This is a genomic window from Yoonia maritima, from assembly GCF_003003285.1.
GTDB classification, from domain to species: Bacteria; Pseudomonadota; Alphaproteobacteria; order Rhodobacterales; family Rhodobacteraceae; genus Yoonia; species Yoonia maritima.
In genome coordinates, this window is record NZ_PVTP01000004.1 from 1 (window position 1) to 17,883 (window position 17,883).

At 55.2% G+C, this 17,883-nt stretch carries 15 protein-coding genes; 6 read left to right on the forward strand and 9 right to left on the reverse strand.

The genetic code is table 11. The features are described 5' to 3' along the window. Window positions 1–187: 187 nt before the first annotated feature. Window positions 188–1,303: a pyridoxal phosphate-dependent aminotransferase gene (locus CLV80_RS06635; protein ID WP_106356187.1), complete on the reverse strand. Its 1,116-nt coding sequence runs from the start codon at window positions 1,301–1,303 to the stop codon at window positions 188–190. Window positions 1,304–1,380: 77 nt separating this feature from the next. Between CLV80_RS06635 and CLV80_RS06640 the strand changes: the two genes are divergently transcribed. Then, entirely contained in the window at window positions 1,381–1,542 is a 162-nt protein-coding gene (locus CLV80_RS06640; protein WP_106356189.1) for a Tat pathway signal protein, read from the forward strand. Window positions 1,543–1,711: 169 nt separating this feature from the next. Then, window positions 1,712–2,293 (forward strand): hypothetical protein, encoded by a 582-nt coding sequence (locus CLV80_RS06645; RefSeq protein WP_106356192.1) that lies wholly within the window; start codon window positions 1,712–1,714, stop codon window positions 2,291–2,293. A 173-nt stretch (window positions 2,294–2,466) separates the two neighbouring features. Here CLV80_RS06645 and CLV80_RS06650 read toward each other — a convergent pair whose 3' ends face one another. From CLV80_RS06650 to CLV80_RS18430, 4 genes are all read right to left on the reverse strand, one after another. Continuing rightward, a complete protein-coding gene (locus CLV80_RS06650) occupies window positions 2,467–5,601 on the reverse strand; it encodes a valine--tRNA ligase (RefSeq protein ID WP_106356194.1) in 3,135 nt (1,044 codons plus the stop codon). A 105-nt stretch (window positions 5,602–5,706) separates the two neighbouring features. Continuing rightward, a complete protein-coding gene (locus CLV80_RS06655; RefSeq protein WP_106356196.1) occupies window positions 5,707–5,925 on the reverse strand; it encodes an anti-sigma factor family protein in 219 nt (72 codons plus the stop codon). After that, complete coding sequence (locus tag CLV80_RS06660; RefSeq protein ID WP_106356199.1) at window positions 5,922–6,419, reverse strand: RNA polymerase sigma factor; 498 nt, start codon at window positions 6,417–6,419, stop codon at window positions 5,922–5,924. The genes CLV80_RS06655 and CLV80_RS06660 overlap by 4 nt, the downstream gene beginning before the upstream one ends. A gap of 77 nt (window positions 6,420–6,496) precedes the next feature. Further along, window positions 6,497–6,874 carry a COG4315 family predicted lipoprotein gene (locus CLV80_RS18430; RefSeq protein WP_165793337.1) on the reverse strand — a complete coding sequence of 126 codons (378 nt, stop codon included), beginning with the start codon at window positions 6,872–6,874 and terminating at the stop codon, window positions 6,497–6,499. Window positions 6,875–7,048: 174 nt separating this feature from the next. Here CLV80_RS18430 and CLV80_RS06670 point away from each other — a divergent pair, with 174 nt between their 5' ends. After that, window positions 7,049–9,349, forward strand: a complete 2,301-nt coding sequence (locus CLV80_RS06670) for a xanthine dehydrogenase family protein molybdopterin-binding subunit (protein WP_106356201.1) — start codon at window positions 7,049–7,051, stop codon at window positions 9,347–9,349. Further along, on the forward strand, window positions 9,336–10,403 hold the full coding sequence (locus tag CLV80_RS06675) for a T6SS phospholipase effector Tle1-like catalytic domain-containing protein (protein WP_106356203.1): 1,068 nt from the start codon (window positions 9,336–9,338) through the stop codon (window positions 10,401–10,403). The genes CLV80_RS06670 and CLV80_RS06675 overlap by 14 nt, the downstream gene beginning before the upstream one ends. On the opposite strand, the gene CLV80_RS06680 is transcribed toward CLV80_RS06675, so the two are convergent. Then, on the reverse strand, window positions 10,365–10,727 hold the full coding sequence (locus CLV80_RS06680; RefSeq protein ID WP_311135520.1) for a PaaI family thioesterase: 363 nt from the start codon (window positions 10,725–10,727) through the stop codon (window positions 10,365–10,367). The two genes, CLV80_RS06675 and CLV80_RS06680, sit on opposite strands and share 39 nt — an antisense overlap. Window positions 10,728–10,880: 153 nt before the next feature. Then, the gene (metF, locus tag CLV80_RS06685; RefSeq protein ID WP_106356911.1) at window positions 10,881–11,747 is read right to left on the reverse strand and encodes a methylenetetrahydrofolate reductase [NAD(P)H]; all 867 of its coding nucleotides are present in this window, start codon (window positions 11,745–11,747) and stop codon (window positions 10,881–10,883) included. A gap of 91 nt (window positions 11,748–11,838) precedes the next feature. Here metF and CLV80_RS06690 point away from each other — a divergent pair, with 91 nt between their 5' ends. Together CLV80_RS06690 and CLV80_RS06695 are read left to right on the forward strand one after the other, a co-directional pair. Next, a complete protein-coding gene (locus tag CLV80_RS06690) occupies window positions 11,839–12,744 on the forward strand; it encodes a LysR family transcriptional regulator (protein WP_106356207.1) in 906 nt (301 codons plus the stop codon). Window positions 12,745–12,867: 123 nt separating this feature from the next. Continuing rightward, on the forward strand, window positions 12,868–13,662 hold the full coding sequence (locus CLV80_RS06695) for an inositol monophosphatase family protein (RefSeq protein ID WP_106356913.1): 795 nt from the start codon (window positions 12,868–12,870) through the stop codon (window positions 13,660–13,662). Here CLV80_RS06695 and CLV80_RS06700 read toward each other — a convergent pair. Further along, window positions 13,652–14,383, reverse strand: coding sequence for a rhomboid family intramembrane serine protease (locus CLV80_RS06700; RefSeq protein ID WP_106356916.1), 732 nt, complete (start codon window positions 14,381–14,383; stop codon window positions 13,652–13,654). The genes CLV80_RS06695 and CLV80_RS06700 overlap by 11 nt on opposite strands. A gap of 34 nt (window positions 14,384–14,417) precedes the next feature. Beyond that, on the reverse strand, window positions 14,418–17,876 hold the full coding sequence (gene putA, locus CLV80_RS06705; protein WP_106356209.1) for a bifunctional proline dehydrogenase/L-glutamate gamma-semialdehyde dehydrogenase PutA: 3,459 nt from the start codon (window positions 17,874–17,876) through the stop codon (window positions 14,418–14,420). Between the last annotated feature and the right edge of the window lie 7 nt (window positions 17,877–17,883).

Genomic DNA, 17,883 nt, shown 5'->3' on the forward strand with positions numbered 1-17,883 from the left:
CTTTCTCATCTTCCACTCCTCGGTGGCTACGATGAGCAACAAACACTCTCTTAGCAAATTGCACTATTTGAACCCATAAGCGCTGACGTCAGACAACGATGTCTATTCAGTGGTGATTTGTCCTAAACTGCAGCCGGTGCGCTTCGGAACGCCTGTACCATTTTTCTCCCTCAAATTTATCGATGAGCTACCACGCCGTCGCTCCGCGTTTTTGTAACGCGACCGGTAATGCTTTTTTAAACGCGTCCATTTGCTCAGGCGTGCCGCAGCTTACGCGGATGCAGCGGTCTTGGGGGGCGACGAAAGGCATGCGGGCGAATATGCCGTCTTCGAGCAGCGCTGCCAAAACACGCCGTGCAAAAGCTCCGTCTTGCCCGCAGTCAATTGCGACAAAGTTGGTGGCTGAAGGTATGGTCGTCAGCCCATTGTCAGCTGCGATCTGTTTGATGGTTTCACGCGCGGTGATGATCTCGGACTGCACATGCGCGAGCCAGTCGCTGTTCTTTAGCGCGGCAAGCGCACCTGCTTGCGATATTCTGCACATGCCAAAGTGATTGCGGACTTTGTTGAACGCATCGATCACCTCAGCCGCGCCAATCGCGTAACCGACACGGGCTCCGGCCATCCCATACGCCTTTGAAAATGTCCGCATGCGGATCAAGTTCGGGTTGTCGACCTGCATTTCAGGCGCGGTCCCTTCGGGGGCCATTTCGATATAGGCCTCGTCCAGCACCAATAGCGACCCATCCGGGATATCGGCAATCATCTGGTTGATGACATCCGCCGAATGCCAAGTCCCCATCGGATTGTCGGGGTTGGCGATGTAGATCAGCTTGGCTTCAACCTCGCGGGCCTTTACGATCAGGGATGCCGGGTCTTCATGGTCATCAACATAGGGCACCTTGTGCAGTTCCCCGCCAAAGCCCGCGACGTGGTAGTTGAATGTTGGGTAGGCCCCGTCTGAGGTCACTACAGCGTCTCCTTGCCCCACATAAAGCCGAACAAGGACACCCAAGAGCGTATCGATCCCTTCGCCGACCATGATGTTTTCCGGCGCGATGCCGTGGTGTGCGGCCAATGCGTTGCGCAATTCAAAGCTTTCGGGGTCGCCGTACATCCAGACCTCTGACGCCGCCTTTTGCATGGCGGAAATCGCGCGGGGCGAGGGGCCGAATGTGTTCTCATTTGCACCGAGACGGGCGATGAACGGTTTGCCGCTGGCGCGCTCTGCGGCCTCTGGGCCGACGAAAGGAACCGAAGCGGGCAGCGATTGGGCGAGGGGGGTAAGCACGGGTTTTGTCATGGCGGCTAGATAAGCCCGGCCTTGAAACCAATGCAATCGTGATTATGTGAGAATCATTCGCAACAGGAGGGTTTCGAATGAAGTTATCACGCCGCGGGTTCCTCGCAAGCACTGGCGCAGCCGTCGCAGTACGCGCCGTTCCACAGGCTGCCACCAAGGCTGGCGGACGCCGTGTGCTGACGCTGGTCTATGACAAAGCGCTGGGCATGATGCGGGCGGTTGAGCGGGTGGTGCCGTAGGACGTATGTTAGCTCAGTGGGGTGAGACCACTTTGAGCCCATCTCGTCACTAGTTGCTAGAGCAACAACTGGCGCATCTAGGACGCATTATCGTCAGTTTGACGCATGCGACAAGGCGTTCAATTTGAACGCAGCACCATAGGTAAGTCGTAACCATGGATATTAAAAAATGAAAAACACATCCGCTTGTTTGGCATTACTATCGGCATTCATTCTAACAAGTACTGCTTCGAACGGAGAGGACTTGGAAACAATTAGCCGTCCCGATATTGCGGCAGCCAATTGTCCGGTTGAATGGGCAGCTCTTACCGCGTTAGAGACTGACCTTTGGGAGGACACCAACCCGATAGGCATCGATCCATCTTTAGATCAGGGCACAACCAACGCAATTAATAAGTACTTTCTTTGGATCATGGCACGCGAAGCACATGTCGCATCGCTGATTGGAATTTCGGACCCGAATGTACACGTGTCATCGTATTTCGATGGGGCCAAAGCTAAGTACAATTTATCAACATGCCTAACCATGACACAGGCTGAGAGAGACCTTGTCGTTGCGGCATATCACGCGCATAGTCCGTCAAGGCCTGAAGATAGAATTCGCGCTAGATTTTTTGATGCGTTCGATGAGTATGAATGCATGGGGTTTGCACGTGCCAGTGCCCAAGTTTTCCAATTGAACCCGCAAAGCGCCTCTTTCCAATCGGATTACGAAAAAATCATGTCAACCACTCTGCAGGAATGTAGCTGATACCGAAGGTCGAGATTTTCATTTGCCCCTGTGCGCGCAGGCGAAAAAATAGTTCTGGGCCTTCGCATGAGCGTAGCGAGTGCAGAAAAGTATCGCGCAACTGACATTTCAACTTAGTTATTTTGTTAGCTAAGAGAGTTAAGGGGCTGCCCGCTACAGGCAGCCCAATACTATTACCCAATCTCTTTCAAGCGCGCGATGGCGGCTTTGATCTGCGCTTCCTCGCCTTCACGTAGCGCGAGGTTTTCTTTGGCCTCAGCGACAACCTCATCAGGGGCGGAGGCCACGAATTTGGGGTTGTTCAGGCGTCCGCGTAGACCGCCCAGTTCCTTAGCCAGCTTTTGTAGTGTCTTTTCAAGCCGCGCGATTTCCTCTGGGACGTCTATGAGGTCGGCAAGCGGCAGGCCGAATGTGCCGCCGTCCATTGGGATCGTGACGCAGCCTTTGGGGAAGGCGTCGACCGCAGTCAGGCTTTCGATCCGGGCAAGGCGTTGGATCAGCACATGGTTGTTATCCCACGCGGATTGGCCTTTGTCGTCCAGTCCCATGACAACCAGCGGCACTTTTGCACCAGCGGGAACGTGGCTTTGCGCGCGGGCGGAACGTGTGTTGTCGATCAGGTCGATCACCCAGTTCATTTCGCGATCCGCGTCTGCGTCGATCAATTCGGCCGCTGTGTAGGCCGGCCAATCAGCGTGGACCAACATTTTGGCGCGGTTGTCTGCAAGGCCCCAAAGCTCTTCGGTGATGAAAGGCATGATGGGATGCAGCAGGATCAGGCATTGGTCCAATACCCAGCGCAGGGTTTGCTGTGTTTCTAGCTTAACCGCTTCGTCGTCACCCTTAAGGAGTGGTTTTGAGAATTCGAGATACCAATCGCAGACCTTGCCCCAAGTGAACGCATAAAGTGCGTTGGCAGCGTCGTTGAACCGGTAAGCCGTTAGGGCTGCGTCAACTTCCTCACGCACCTTTGCGGTTTCGCCGATGATCCATTTGTTCAGCGTGGTATTTGGTTTCGGTAAGGTGGCGTCACCGGGGTAGGGAACTTGGTAATCCGGGTGCACGGCCAACCCAAACGCGTTCCACAGTTTTGTGCCAAAGTTCCGGTATCCTTTGATCCGATCCTCTGAGATTTTCAGAACACCACCAAGTGCCGCCATTTGCGCGTTTGAGAAACGCAGCGCGTCGGCGCCATATTCGTCGATCATGTCCAATGGGTCGATGACGTTGCCGCGCGTTTTGGACATTTTCTCGCCCTTTGCGTCGCGTACCAACTGGTGCAGATAGACCGTGTGGAACGGGTCATCCTTAAGCACGGCTTGGGACATCATCATCATCCGGGCAACCCAGAAGAACAGGATGTCTTGTCCGGTGATCAACACGTCGCCGGGGAAGTATTTTGCCAGCTCAGGCGTGTCTTCGGGCCAGCCGAGCGTGCCGAATGGCCAAAGGCCAGACGAGAACCACGTATCAAGCACGTCAGGGTCGCGCCAGACTGGGAATTCCAGCTTGGTCGGGTCCTGTGTGACGTTGTAGGCGGCAAGGCCAGCAGAGAAACGTTCGATTGCTTCCGCTTTATCCGCGACTTCGACGACTTTCGCATGGCTAATTGGGCTAGGGGTATCCGCATTGTCAAAGACGAAGGCAGATTTGACGCTTTCGAAGTCGGGCGCACAATGCATGACATTGCCACGGTGAACGATGCCCTCAAGAAGCAGACCAAGAATTTCGACTTCGTCCAGATCACCAGACGGGTTGTGTTCATCTTCAACACCAAGGTCGAGCCCGTACCACACGGGGATCTGATGGCCCCACCAAAGCTGGCGCGAGATGCACCATGGTTCGATGTTTTCGAGCCAGTGGTAGAATACTTTTTCACCTGATTCAGGCATGATTTTGGTACGGCCAGTTTTCACCGCTTCCAGCGCAGGGCCAACGATCTTGGACGTATCGACAAACCATTGGTCGGTCAGCGCAGGTTCGATCACGACTTTTGAGCGGTCGCCAAAGGGCTGCATGATCTTTTTGTTTTCGACGTAAGGTACAGTTTCGGTCACTTCGACCTTGTTGCCATCTTCGTCTTTTTCAGTGCGGGTCACGTCATGCATGACCGCGTTGCCTTCGGCAGTGATGTCTTCGACGACCTTTTTGCGCGCCTCGAACCGATCCAACCCGCGGTATTCCTCGGGGACAAGGTTCATCGCGGCGATCATCGCCTCATCAAAGGTTTCTTCACCGTTGGCGATACGCTGTGCGACTTCTGCTTCCTCAAGATAGGGCGCGCCATCGGCGCGCATCGCACCTTTGGTATCCATCAGTGAATACATAGGGATGCCGCCGCGCTTGGCGACTTCGTAGTCGTTAAAGTCATGTGCGCCAGTGATTTTCACGGCACCCGAGCCGAAGTTCATGTCAGGGTACGGATCAGTGATAATCGGAATCAGGCGGCGCTGTTCTTTGGGGCCGACAGGAATTTCACACAGCTTGCCGACGATTGGCGCATAGCGTTCATCGTCTTTGTGCACCGCAACTGCACCATCACCCAACATGGTTTCGGGGCGGGTCGTGGCGATAGAAATGTAATCGCGGGTTTCACGCAGGGTGACATTGCCGTCTTCGTCTTTCTCGACGTATTCGTAGGTTTCACCACCTGCCAGCGGGTATTTGAAATGCCACATGTGGCCATCGACTTCGATGTTTTCGACCTCAAGGTCCGAAATCGCGGTTTCAAAATGCGGGTCCCAGTTGACCAGCCGCTTGCCGCGATAGATCAGCCCGTCGTTGTACATCTGCACAAAGACCTTAAGCACAGCATCGTGGAAGTTGCCGTCTTTTTCAGTCGCGGGGGCGCTTTCTGCACCAGACATAGTGAATGCAGAGCGTGACCAATCCATGCTGTCGCCCAAACGACGCGCCTGTTGTTCGATCATCCCGCCTTTGGCGGCTTTCCATTCCCAGACTTTCTCAAGGAACTTTTCGCGACCCATTTCAGTACGCTTAGGCTGCTGCGTTTCGGCAAGCTCTTTTTCGACCATCAGCTGTGTTGCGATACCTGCATGGTCCAATCCTGGCTGCCAAAGGGTGTCGTAACCCTGCATCCGTTTCCAGCGCGTCAGGATGTCCATCAGCGTGTGGTTAAACGCGTGACCGACGTGCAGGTGACCTGTGACGTTGGGCGGCGGCAGCTGAATGCAGAATGTTTCATCGCGGCTAGCATTTGCGCCTGCTTTGAATGCGCCCGCGTTTTCCCACATCTCATAGATGCGTGCTTCGGCGGTTTTTGCGTCGAATGTCTTGTCCATGGCCATTGTCACGTCCCCAATCTGGTTTGGGATTCGAATACCGAATGGGCTGGCCAAGGGAAAGGGGCTTATCGTCGCTTGCGAAAGCCATATGCGATCTACCTTCGCGCGTTACTCTGGCAGCTTTGCGATTCGGGGTGGGACATCCCGATAGGTGTACAGCTTTTGAATGGCTGTGTTTTGCTGTGTCCAAGTCTGAAGATCAGCTATGCGTTCGGGATGTTTGTCTAAATACGCTTCGACCTTGGTCATAAGCGCATCGTCCAGTTGTCCATCTACAAATGCATGCAGCATGGCGTCTGTGATCGGGCGTTCGTCTAGCAATGTCATGGAGTTGAATTCTTTTCCATCGTCATGGTTGCCTTCAGTGCAGATCTTGCGCGCGCCAGTCGCGACATAAGCGTGCCTATTGGAATATTGAGCGTTTCTGCAGCTTCTTTGTAGCTAAGCCCAGAAACTACAACTGTTAATAGCGCCTCGCGCTGTTCCGGCGAAAGGCTTTCGATTGCGCGGGCCGTTTCGATCAACGTAAGTTGGTCTGCCAGCGTATCTGTTGCTGCAATATTAAGCGTAATGTCGTTTATCGGGGCGGTGATGTTTTGATGTGCTGGCGACCTTAGCTGCGTGCGGTAGGTGTTTAGCACCACTTTCATAGCCCAAGATTTGAATGTCCCTGTGGGGCGCCAGAGGTCGCGTTTACGCCACGCGCGCTCTACACCGTCTTGCAGCAAGTCGTCTGCCGCATCAGGATCGCGCGTCAATGCATATGCATATCGCCATAAGTCGGGGAGGCATATTTCAATCCGACGGTGAAAATCACCCATGTTGAACTGCCACCCCCATGCCATGGAATTGTGATTAACGCTAGCGGTCAGGCTCTGGCGCGTAAATGGGATTGGCTCTAAGGGCGCGCAAGGTGCCAATTCCCGCCTATGCCGTCGCCTGTGGTATCCCCTGGCACTTTGTCGTTTACCCACCGATACAGCGGCCGCCCAGCGTGGAGCCACTGCATTTGTCCATCATCACGCGTGATGATTGTGAACGCGCCGGTTTCACTTGAATCCGCGTCTGCCGTGAGTGGTGGCCAGCTATTGCTACAACTACCGTTGCATTCGGATGATGTGGCGGTGTCTGGTGTGAATGTGTAAAGGCTCATGCCGTTTGCGTCTGTTAGAAGTCCACCAGAAACGGTTGCAGGCGGCGTTTCTGGCCCAGCGGCGTAAGCCCCTGATGCGATAAGTCCTTCGATCATCATAAGCGTTAGAATAGTGGTTTTCATAAAATGGCTCCGTTTTAAAAATATTCGCCGCCAATTTTGCTGAACGGCTATGACAATAACGCCCGACCGAGGCATTTTAATCCCGGTAAAACGAATTTTTCTCACGATGCCGTCACTAGACAACACAGACGCTAGGATTAGGGTGGCATGAAGAGGGCAACGAAGGAACAGCACATGGAAAAGTTCGGCAAAAGCCAATCTGTCAAACGTGTCGAGGATATGCGACTTGTCACAGGGCATGGGCGTTACGTTGATGACATTGCTCCGAAAGACGCATTGCACGCATACTTTTTGCGTTCACCAGTTGCCCATGGTGAAATTGTTGCGTTGGATTTGGACGACGCGCGCGAAATGCCGGGTGTGCATTTAATTGTTACCGTTGATGATTTGATCGCCGCTGGCGTTAAGATCGGGCTTGGTACGACCGTGGTGAAAAACCGTGATGGATCGCGGGGGGCAAAGCCCGAGCGCCCTATTCTTGCGCGCGGCCGTGTTCGTCATGTCGGCGAGGCGATTGCGATGATTGTCGCTGATACGTTGATCGCGGCCAAGGATGCAGCCGAAGTGATCGGGCTCGAGATCGACGATCTGCCTGTGCATATTGATTTGGCTGTTGGTGGCGACGCAATTCATCCAGAGGCCCCAGAAAACCGCGCCTTCGATTTTGGCCTTGGCGATGAGGATGCCGTGAAAGCCGCAATTGATAGCGCGGCACATGTTGTGATGGCCGAAGTCTTTGACAACCGGATTATCGTGAACTCAATGGAACCACGCGGTTGTTTTGCCGAAGTCACGGACGGTCGTTTGCATCTTGCGTTTGGTGGGCAGGGCGTTTGGGGCCTTAAGGATGATCTGGCGAAACACTTTGGCTTGGATAAATCCAAAATCCGCGTAACCAACCCCGACGTTGGCGGTGGTTTCGGAATGAAGGGTATGCGTTACCCTGAATATTTCGTGGTAGCCCATGCTGCACGCGTTTTGGGCCGCCCTGTGCGTTGGATGTCTGACCGGACAGAGGCGATGTTATCGGACAACGCGGGGCGTGATCTGACCACGACCGCAAGGTTGGCGTTTGACGAAAACCACAAAATCGTCGCCTATCATTTGGATACAGTCGCCAATATGGGCGCGTATAACTCGGCCTTTGCGCAACCCATCCAGACAGAGCTGTTCGCGAAGGTCATGATGGGTACTTACGATGTGCAGACAGCCTATATGCGCTGCGTGGGGGTGTTTACGAATACAACACCCGTCGATGCATACCGTGGCGCTGGCCGTCCAGAGGCGATATTTGTTCTAGAACGGATGATGGACGAAGCATCCCGTCAGTTGGGTGTCGATCCATGGGCGCTGCGTGAAAAGAATTTCATCGCCCCGGATCAGTTCCCTTATACTTCGGTGACGGGTGTGACCTATGACGTTGGTGAATTCGCCAAAGTGCTGAACCGCGCTGCACAAGAGGCAGATCGCGATGGCTTTGCCGCCCGCAAAGCCGCGACAGAGGCCAACGGCAAACTGCGTGGCCAAGGTCTGTGCTATTACATCGAGAGCATTTTGGGTGACACCGAAGAAACCACGAAGGTTGAATTCGTTGATGGCGGTGCGTTGATCTATGTCGGTACCCAGTCGAACGGGCAGGGCCACGAAACGGTCTATGCGCAATTCCTCGCAGACCAAACGGGTATCCCTGCGGATCAGATTACTGTGGTGCAAGGTGATAGCGACCAGATCGCCAAGGGCGGCGGAACCGGTGGATCGCGGTCGGTCACCGTGCAAAACACCGCGACACTGGCAACCGTTGATGTGATGATCAACGCATTCAGTGTCTTCCTTGCCGATAATCAGGGCGTTGATGCCAGCGCGGTTAGCTTTGACGACGAACGTTTCCGGATTGCCGGATCAAACCTAACGCCCACCATGCTAGAGGTCGTTGATCTGGCCCGTGATGCAGGGCGTGACGACCTACTGGCGCATACGGCGACGATTGATCTGGAAAACCGCAGCTTTCCGAATGGTGCGCATGTGGCAGAGGTCGAGATCGACCCGGCAACGGGCGTTGTCACGGTGGATCGATATACGGTGGTTGACGACTTTGGTAACCTCATGAACCCAATGTTGGCCGAGGGGCAGGTTCACGGTGGTGTCGCCCAAGGGATTGGGCAGGCGTTGACCGAACAGGTGGTCTTTGACGAAGATGGTCAACTGCTGACTGCGACCTTTATGGATTACGGGATGCCGCGTGCGGACAATATGCCCATGATCGCATTTTCGACCGAACCAACCCCATCGCTGAACAACCCCATGGGGATGAAGGGCTGTGGGGAGGCAGGCACTGTCGGCGCGCTTGCCGCGATCTCGAATGCGGTTATTGACGCATTATGGGGCTTGGGCGTGCGGCATGTCGAAATGCCATTCACGCCACACCGAATTTGGCAAACGATAGAGGCGGCTAAGAATAACAGTGAAGCTGCGTGATTGGCTCTTTGGTTTATTTGGGCGCCGCGCGCGCACCGAAGAAGGCGGGGTACGCGGTCGTGGACCAGCGACCCATGTGGTTATTCTTGATGGCACGATGTCATCGCTTAAACCCGGGCGTGAAACAAACGCCGGACTGACGTTCAAGCTCTTGAACGAGGTGAGCCGCACCAGCAACCTGACTGTCCATTACGAAGCTGGCATTCAATGGCGCGACTGGTCTGGTACTTGGGATGTGATGACCGGAAAGGGTATCAACAGGCAGATTGAACGTGCGTATGGTGTTGTCGGATCGCGCTATCGGCCGGGCGATAAGATTATCTTGGTTGGCTATTCGCGCGGTGCCTATGCCGTACGATCGCTTGCCGGGGTGATTGACACGATTGGTCTTGTTCAGGCTGACCACGCAACGGTACGTGCAGTGCGGCAGGCCTATCGGCATTATCGAAATGGTGGTGTGAACCCGGCAGCAAAGCGATTTAGTGAGATCTATTGCCACGATGACGTCAAGATCGAAGCCGTTGCTGTCTGGGATACCGTCAAGGCATTGGGGTTACGCTTGCCGGTCTTGTGGCGCTGGGCGCCTGCGCAGCACGATTTTCACAACCACGCGCTCGGCCCGCATGTACTGAATGGCTTTCACGCGCTGGCGATTGATGAGCGGCGTCGCGCATATGAACCCGTGATGTGGCATTGCCGGCCAGACTGGACAGGCCATATGGAGCAGGTTTGGTTCCGGGGAAATCACGCGGATATCGGTGGGCAGGTCTGGGAGCACCCACAAGCACGGCCACTTGCCAATATCCCGCTTGTTTGGATGCTAGAGCGGTTGGCCGACTGCGAAGTCCCTTTGCCGACCGGCTGGTACGACAGGTTCCCTCAAGACGTTAATGCACCGTCTATTGGCAGTTGGCGCGGCTGGGCTAAAATTTTCCTTGCGCGCAAGGCGAGGGTGGTCGGCAACGATCCGTCAGAACGCATGCATGAGACGATCGCAGCCGACATCCTAGAGCCGTCAATCGCGGTGGATTTGCATAATCAGGCAAGTGGTTGAGCCGGTCGCATACAGCTTACCATCATCAGCGCCGCGAATTTCACCATGGGACACGCCAGTTGTACGGCCCCCATGATCAAGGAAACCAGTCGCGATAATTTCGGTCCCGATTGGGATCGCGCGGGTCAGGTTAATTTTGTACTCAAGGGTCGTGTAGATCGCCCCTTTGGGTACTGTGGTCATGACCGCGCAGGCCATGCAGCTATCCAGCAGCGTTCCATACCAGCCGCCATGAATGCCGCCCATTGGGTTGGTGTGTTCAAACTGCGGTTTGCCACGAAAAGAGACTTTGCCAAGCTCAACCGTGTCAAGCCAGTAGTTCATGATTTTGCTTATAGGAGCGCTCAACGCGGGCTCTTGAAGCGTTGTTTGCAGATATTCTAATCCTGACATTGACAGCATTCTGTCACGATCAGGCAGGGTATATGGCGTGGTGGTCATAGGGCCTCGGGCGTTGTTTCGCCCGAAGCTGTACCCTTAGGCTACGTTTTGCAACCGGCCTTTTGGTGTGACACCCAGCGCATGACATACATCGCGCGTCAGTTCAGGGCGGTTCAATGTATAGAAATGCAGGTGGTCAACGCCGCCTTGCAGCAGATCGTCACATAGTTCGGTCGCCAACGCAGTCGCGAGCAGATCAGTCGTGCCGTCGCGGGTCGCATGTTGAAATGCATCAGTTACGACTTGTGGAATTGTCGTGCCGCACATTCTCGCAAACCGCTGTGTCCCGGCCCAGTTTTCGATTGGCAGGATGCCCGGAAGGATCGGAGCGTCGATCCCCGCCTTCACACATGCATCGCGGAACCGAAAAAATGTGTCGGCCTCAAAAAAGAACTGTGTAATCGCAGAAGTCGCGCCAGCGTCGATTTTACGCTTCAGGAAAGCGATGTCTGCGGCTTGGTCTGCGGCCTCTGGATGCTTTTCAGGATATGCGCCCACGCGGATGTTGAATTTTCCGGTGTCCGCCAATGCGCCGATCAGTTCGACAGAGCTGGCAAAGCCTTCGGCATGTGGTTTGAAGCCATCCGACCCTTTTGGGGCATCGCCACGAAGGGCCACAATTTCACGCACGCCTTCTTGGGCATAGCCATCAGCGATTTCCAATGTCTCGGCTTTTGTCGCATCGACACATGTCAAATGCGCGGCAACGTTCAAGCCGCTGGTGCGGTGAATGGCGCCCACTGCTTCGTGGGTAAGTTTGCGGGTGGTGCCACCGGCACCGTAAGTCACAGACACAAACGTCGGGTCCAATGGGGCCAGCACATTGACACAGTCCCAAAGGCGGAACGAACCCTCAAGCGATTTGGGCGGGAAGAATTCGAATGATACAGACGGCGTTGACATGGACGGACCTCTCTCTTGCCATGCTGTTATCTCAGCTTTAATGAGTTGAAGCAAATTCATAACTTTCACCACGATCATGAGGGTGGCTCATATGCATATCGAATTCCGGCATCTTCGGACCATCAAGGCAATCCATGACACGGGTGGTCTGGCACGTGCAGCTGATCAGCTGAACATCACACAAAGTGCGCTAAGCCATCAGATCAAAGGGATCGAAGATCAGGCCGGTGTTGAACTGTTCGTGCGCCGATCTAAACCGCTGAAACTCTCGGCCGCTGGAATGCGTATGCTTGCTGCGGCTGAATCGATTTTGCCACAGGTTGCCGCACTTGAGGCGGAATTCTCGGGTCTGATTAAAGGTAGCTCTGGTCGTTTGCATATCGCAATTGAATGCCACGCCTGTTTCGAATGGTTGTTCCCCGTGTTGGAACAATTCCGCAAGGCATGGCCCGAGGTCGATGTCGATATTCGTCCGGGCCTTGCGTTTGATGCCTTGCCTGCGCTGAGCAAAGAAGAGGTGGATTTGGTTGTGTCCTCTGATCCAGAGGAACTGCCTGACACCGATTTTACGCCGCTTTTTGACTATGAACCCGTCTTTGTAGCGTCGTCTTCACATCCGCTCGCGCAGAAAGATGTGATCGAGGCCGAGGATTTCCGCGGTGAAACGCTGATTACCTATCCCGTTGACCGTGCGCGCCTTGATATCTTTTCTCAGCTTTTGACACCGGCCAAGGTTGAACCGGGCGCAGTGCGGCAGGTTGAGCTGACTGCTGTGATCTTATTGTTGGTCGCCTCAAACCGTGGCGTTGCCGTGCTGCCAGATTGGGTTGTGAGCCAAGTACGCTATAACTCTGACTACGTGACGCGGCCGTTAACCAAAGACGGTATTACCCGTCGTCTTTATGCCGCAACCCGGTCCGAGGATACGTCGCGCCCGTTCATGGCGCATCTGATCCGACTGGCCAAACAAGAGGCTGTGAAACTACAACGAAATTGACGGGGTATTGGTGATCCGCGTAGCGTCATCTGACAGGGTTTCCCGAAAAGCCGGTTTACCCCTTGTTACGCACGCGCGTTGGGCCTATACGCCGCGCTTGATCCCGAACCCGGAGAAGATGTGATGGCTGGCAGCGCAAACCTGAACGTGATGATGAAAACCGCCCGTAAAGCAGGGCGTGCATTGCTGAAAGACTTTGGCGAAGTCGAGCAATTGCAAGTAAGCGCGAAAGGTCCCGGCGACTTTGTTAGCCGTGCGGACCGTACCGCCGAAGAAACAATCCGTGAAGAATTGCTGCACGCGCGCCCATCCTATGGGTTCTTGGGCGAAGAAGGCAAAGAGATCGAAGGCGCTGATCCAACCCGTCGTTGGATTGTTGATCCGCTGGATGGTACAACCAACTTTTTGCACGGTCTGCCACATTGGGCTGTTTCAATCGCACTGGAACATAAGGGCCAGATCGTTGCGGGTGTTGTATATGACCCGGCAAAGGACGAAATGTTCTATGCGGAAAAAGGTGGCGGTGCTTGGTTGAACGAAGGCCGTTTGCGCGTTTCCGGACGTCACCGCATGATCGAAAGCATCTTTGCGACTGGTCTGCCATTCGCTGGTCGCTCTGATCTGCCAGAAACACTACAAGACCTTGCGCGTATCTTGCCTGCTTGTGCCGGTGTCCGCCGTTTCGGCGCTGCTGCGCTTGATCTGGCTTATGTTGCTGCAGGTCGTTACGACGGCTTCTGGGAACGGAACCTGAAGATTTGGGATATGGCAGCTGGCCTGATCATCGTTCGCGAAGCTGGCGGCATGGTTGAACCTATCCGTCCCGACGGTGATATCTTGGCCGATGGCGCTGTTATCTGTTCGAATGAACCGATCTTTGAAAACTTTTCAAAGGTTGTTCGCAAGGCTAACGCCTAACAGTCGGAATATTGCTACGACCGTATTGGGTTTCCGGATGATCCGGGTGCCCATGTGTACGCTGCCAAAACCCTGTGCCGCCTAGCGTCAACCACATTGGCAACATCAACGCAAAGCCCGCAACAAATCCGCCAGCGTGCGCCCAATGGGCCACGCCGCCCGTTCCCGCCATTGCGTTGAACCCGTTGAATAGCTGCGCCGCAAACCAAAACCCGAGTGTGATCCACGCGGGTATTGGAAAAATGCGGAAGAATACGATGAAGAATACAAACACATCGACCCGCGCCTTGGGGAATAGCAACAGATAGCCCCCCATAACGCCTGCAATCGCCCCTGATGCGCCGACCATCGGGATCATCGAGGATGGCTCTGACGCGAACTGCGCTAAGCCAGCGGCGATCCCGCATAGCAGATAAAAGATCAAGAACGGCACATGGCCCAGTTTGTCTTCTAGATTATCGCCATAAATCCATAAAAACAGCATGTTCCCGGCGAGGTGCATGAACCCACTGTGCAAGAACATTGAGCTGAGGGCGGTTACATAACCTTCGCCTGCAGAAATTCGCGCTGGGACCAATCCGTAGTGAAAGAATATCTCGGCAATCGCGCGTTCTGATTGGGCCGCATAGCTGCCCAAGAAAATCAGTACGTTCAATATGATCAGCGCAATCGTGACATAAGGCACGCGTTCAGATGGATTGTGGTCGCGGAATGGGAATATCATGCCGCGACCGTGATTTATGTGCGCGCCGTGGTCAAGCGGTTGCTTGATCCGCGACTTGGGCCAGCAGTGCGGCGTTACCACCTGCCGCTGTCGTATCAATGCAAACGTGCCGTTCATGCATTGCGTGGGCTACGTCAGGCATGCCCGTGATCAACGCAACGATTGGGCCTTGGCGTTTGCTAAGGGCTGTTTCGATCGCGCGGCCTGTTTCAGCGTCGCCCCACCACAACACGCCGGCCAAATGCGTAAGTGTCGTCAGGTGGTCGGGAGCTAACGTACCTTCGCTGCTGATGCCAATACCACCAAGCGCCTCAATTGCGCGAACCTGCGTTTCTGATGCCTCTGGGCCCGGACCCATGCAAAGAATCGGACCACGTGGGCGGACGCTATGACGGTTGGATTCGCCTGTTGGCCCAGGCAGATCAGTTGGTGTTTGTGCCGTAACTGACTTTGTTGCGTTTAAACGTGTGCTTAGGGCGGCTAGGTCACTGTCAGCCGTCCATTCAGACGTGGCGCTTTGCACGGGGGTTGCAGTAAAGCGCGGCAGATAGTGCGGACCGCCTGCCTTGGGTCCAGTCCCAGACAGACCTTCGCCGCCAAAAGGTTGGCTGCCTACGACGGCACCAATCTGGTCGCGGTTTACGTAAATATTCCCCGCTTCAATCCGTTCAACGATGGTCTGTACGCGGTCATCAATCCGGGTGTGCAGACCAAAGGTCAGCCCGTAGCCAGTACCATTGATCGTGTCGATCACATTGTTGATTTCATCCGCCTTAAACGTCGCCACGTGCAACACAGGGCCAAATATTTCACGGTCCATGTCCGTGATACTGTTCACCCGAATGGCCGTGGGCGCGATGAAATGCCCGCCATTTTCCGGGGCTTTGATTTGGTGGATAATGCGCCCGTCTGACTGTGCTTGGGTAATGTGATCCGCGATTATCTTATGCGCGGGCGCGTCAATAACGGGGCCAAGATCGGTTGATAGCAGCCACGGATCACCAACGACCAGCTCATCCATCGCACCCTTCAGCATTTTCAACAGAGGCTCTGCGATGTCCTCTTGAACATACAGGCAGCGCAGGGCCGAACACCGCTGACCAGCCGACCGAAATGCGCCGTTCACGATGTCACGCACAGCATGTTCGGGCAGGGCGGTGCTATCAACGATCATTGCGTTTAAGCCGCCGGTTTCCGCAATCAGCGGTGTTCCCGGCGCGCAGTTGGCGGCCATGGCTTCGCGGATCTTTAACGCAGTGGCGGTAGAGCCTGTAAATGCCACCCCGTTTATTCGCGCATCAGAGGTAAGCGCCGCACCAACGTTCCCGCCTCCCGGAAGCAATTGTAATGCGTCGATTGGCACGCCGGCGGCATGCAGCATTTCAACGGCACGGGTCGCGATCAGCGCTGTTTGCTCTGCCGGTTTGGCCAATACAGCGTTGCCAGCGGCCAGCGCGGCGGCAATTTGTCCGGTAAAGATAGCCAGTGGAAAGTTCCAAGGGCTGATGCATGTCCAGACGCCACGCGCCTTTGTGTCGTCGCTGGCTTGGGTCGCGTAATAGCGCAGGAAATCCACGGCCTCGCGCAGTTCAGCCACGACATCTGGCATGCCCTTGCCAGCTTCGCGTGCCAGAATCGCGAACAGTTCATTTGCATTGGCTTCATAAGCGTTGGCGGCAGCGTTCAACGCAGCAGCACGTGTGGCCGCATCTGCGCCCCACGGTTTCGCGTATCCGATCGCCGCAGTGATATCGGCAGGGCCAGCTACCTGAACTTGACCGACGATATCTTTTGCACGTGCCGGGTTTATGACGGGTGTCTTCGGTTCCGTCGGTTGACCCGCTGCGATAATGGGATGCCCTTGAAGCTGTGTTTCTAAAAACGGCGCACGCCCGGTTTCTATAGCTGACAGGGTGGGGGCATGGGTTAAATCCCACCCACGCGAGTTAACGCGCTCTGGCAGGAATATATTTGGCCCTTTGGGCAGGTCGACACCATGGCCGATTGCCTCAAACGGGCAGGCGGCCACGACTTCGGGCGCCACGTCTTCGTCGACGATCTGGTTCACAAAACTAGAGTTCGCACCGTTCTCCAACAGACGCCGAACGAGATAGGCGAGCAGATCTTCGTGCGCGCCGACTGGGGCGTAGATACGGCAGTGCGTCTTTTCCGCGTTCAGCACCAGTGTGTGCAGGGTTTCACCCATGCCATGAAGGCGCTGGAATTCATACGCTGCGGGTGTCAGCCCCATCGTCGATGCGATGTCGAGAACGGCAGCAACTGTGTGCGCGTTATGTGTCGCGAACTGCGGGTAAATCCGGTCAGTCATGCCAAGCAGCTTGCGGGCGTTGCTGATGTAGCTGATGTCAGTGTGCTGTTTAGCCGTGAATACGGGGAACCCGTCGATGCCTTCGACTTGTGCGCGTTTGATTTCAGCGTCCCAATATGCGCCCTTCACCAAGCGGACCATGATTTTGCGATCCAGCTTTGTTGCCAATGCGTGCAGGTAGTCGATGACCAGCGGGGCGCGTTGGCCGTAGGCCTGCACGACGACACCGAAACCATCCCATCCAGATAGCGCAGGCTCTGACAAAACCGCGGCGATCACATCAAGCGACAAGGAAAGGCGGTCAGCCTCCTCTGCGTCAATGTTGAAGCCCATGCCAGCAGATTTTGCGAGCATCGCCAATGCACGCACACGCGGGACCAATTCGGTCATGACGCGTGCCTCTTGGGCGACCTCGTACCGTGGGTGCAGCGCGGATAGTTTGACCGAGATGCCTGGGTTTTTGGCAACGGTTTCATGTGTGCAATGTTCAGCAATCGCGCTGATCGCACGCGAATATGACAGATGGTAGGCACGTGCATCGGACTCTGTCCGGGCGGCTTCGCCCAGCATGTCATAGCTATAGGTAAATCCCTTTGCTTGCATGCCAGCAGCACGTTTCATCGCCTTGCCGATATCTTCGCCCAAGACGAACTGGCGACCCATTTCACGCATTGCACGGGCGACCGCGGTACGAATTACGGGTTCGCCCAATCGCTTTACCGCGCTGCGCAGGTGGCGGGTGATACCAGGCTTTTCATCGTCCAACACGCGCCCTGTGAGCATCAACGCCCAGGTCGATGCGTTGACCAGCGACGATGCCGAATGCCCAAGGTGCTTGCCCCAGTCCGACGGCGCAATTTTATCTTCGATCAAGGCATCAATGGTTTCCGCGTCGGGAACGCGCAACAGAGCCTCTGCAAGACACATCAAGGCAATGCCTTCGTCCGTGGATAGGCCGTATTCAGCAAGGAAAACCTCCATCAGGCCGGGTTCCGCGCTATCGCGGATTTCCCGAACCAAATCCGCGGCTTTTGCGCTAATTCGAGCCCGGTCTTCTGGTGAGAGGGCAGCAGCCTGCGCCAGCGTTTTCACCGCCTGTAATTCATCGCAATACATTGCAGCGTCGATTTCTGAGCGCAGGTCGGTCTGATCACTATGCATTGATGGG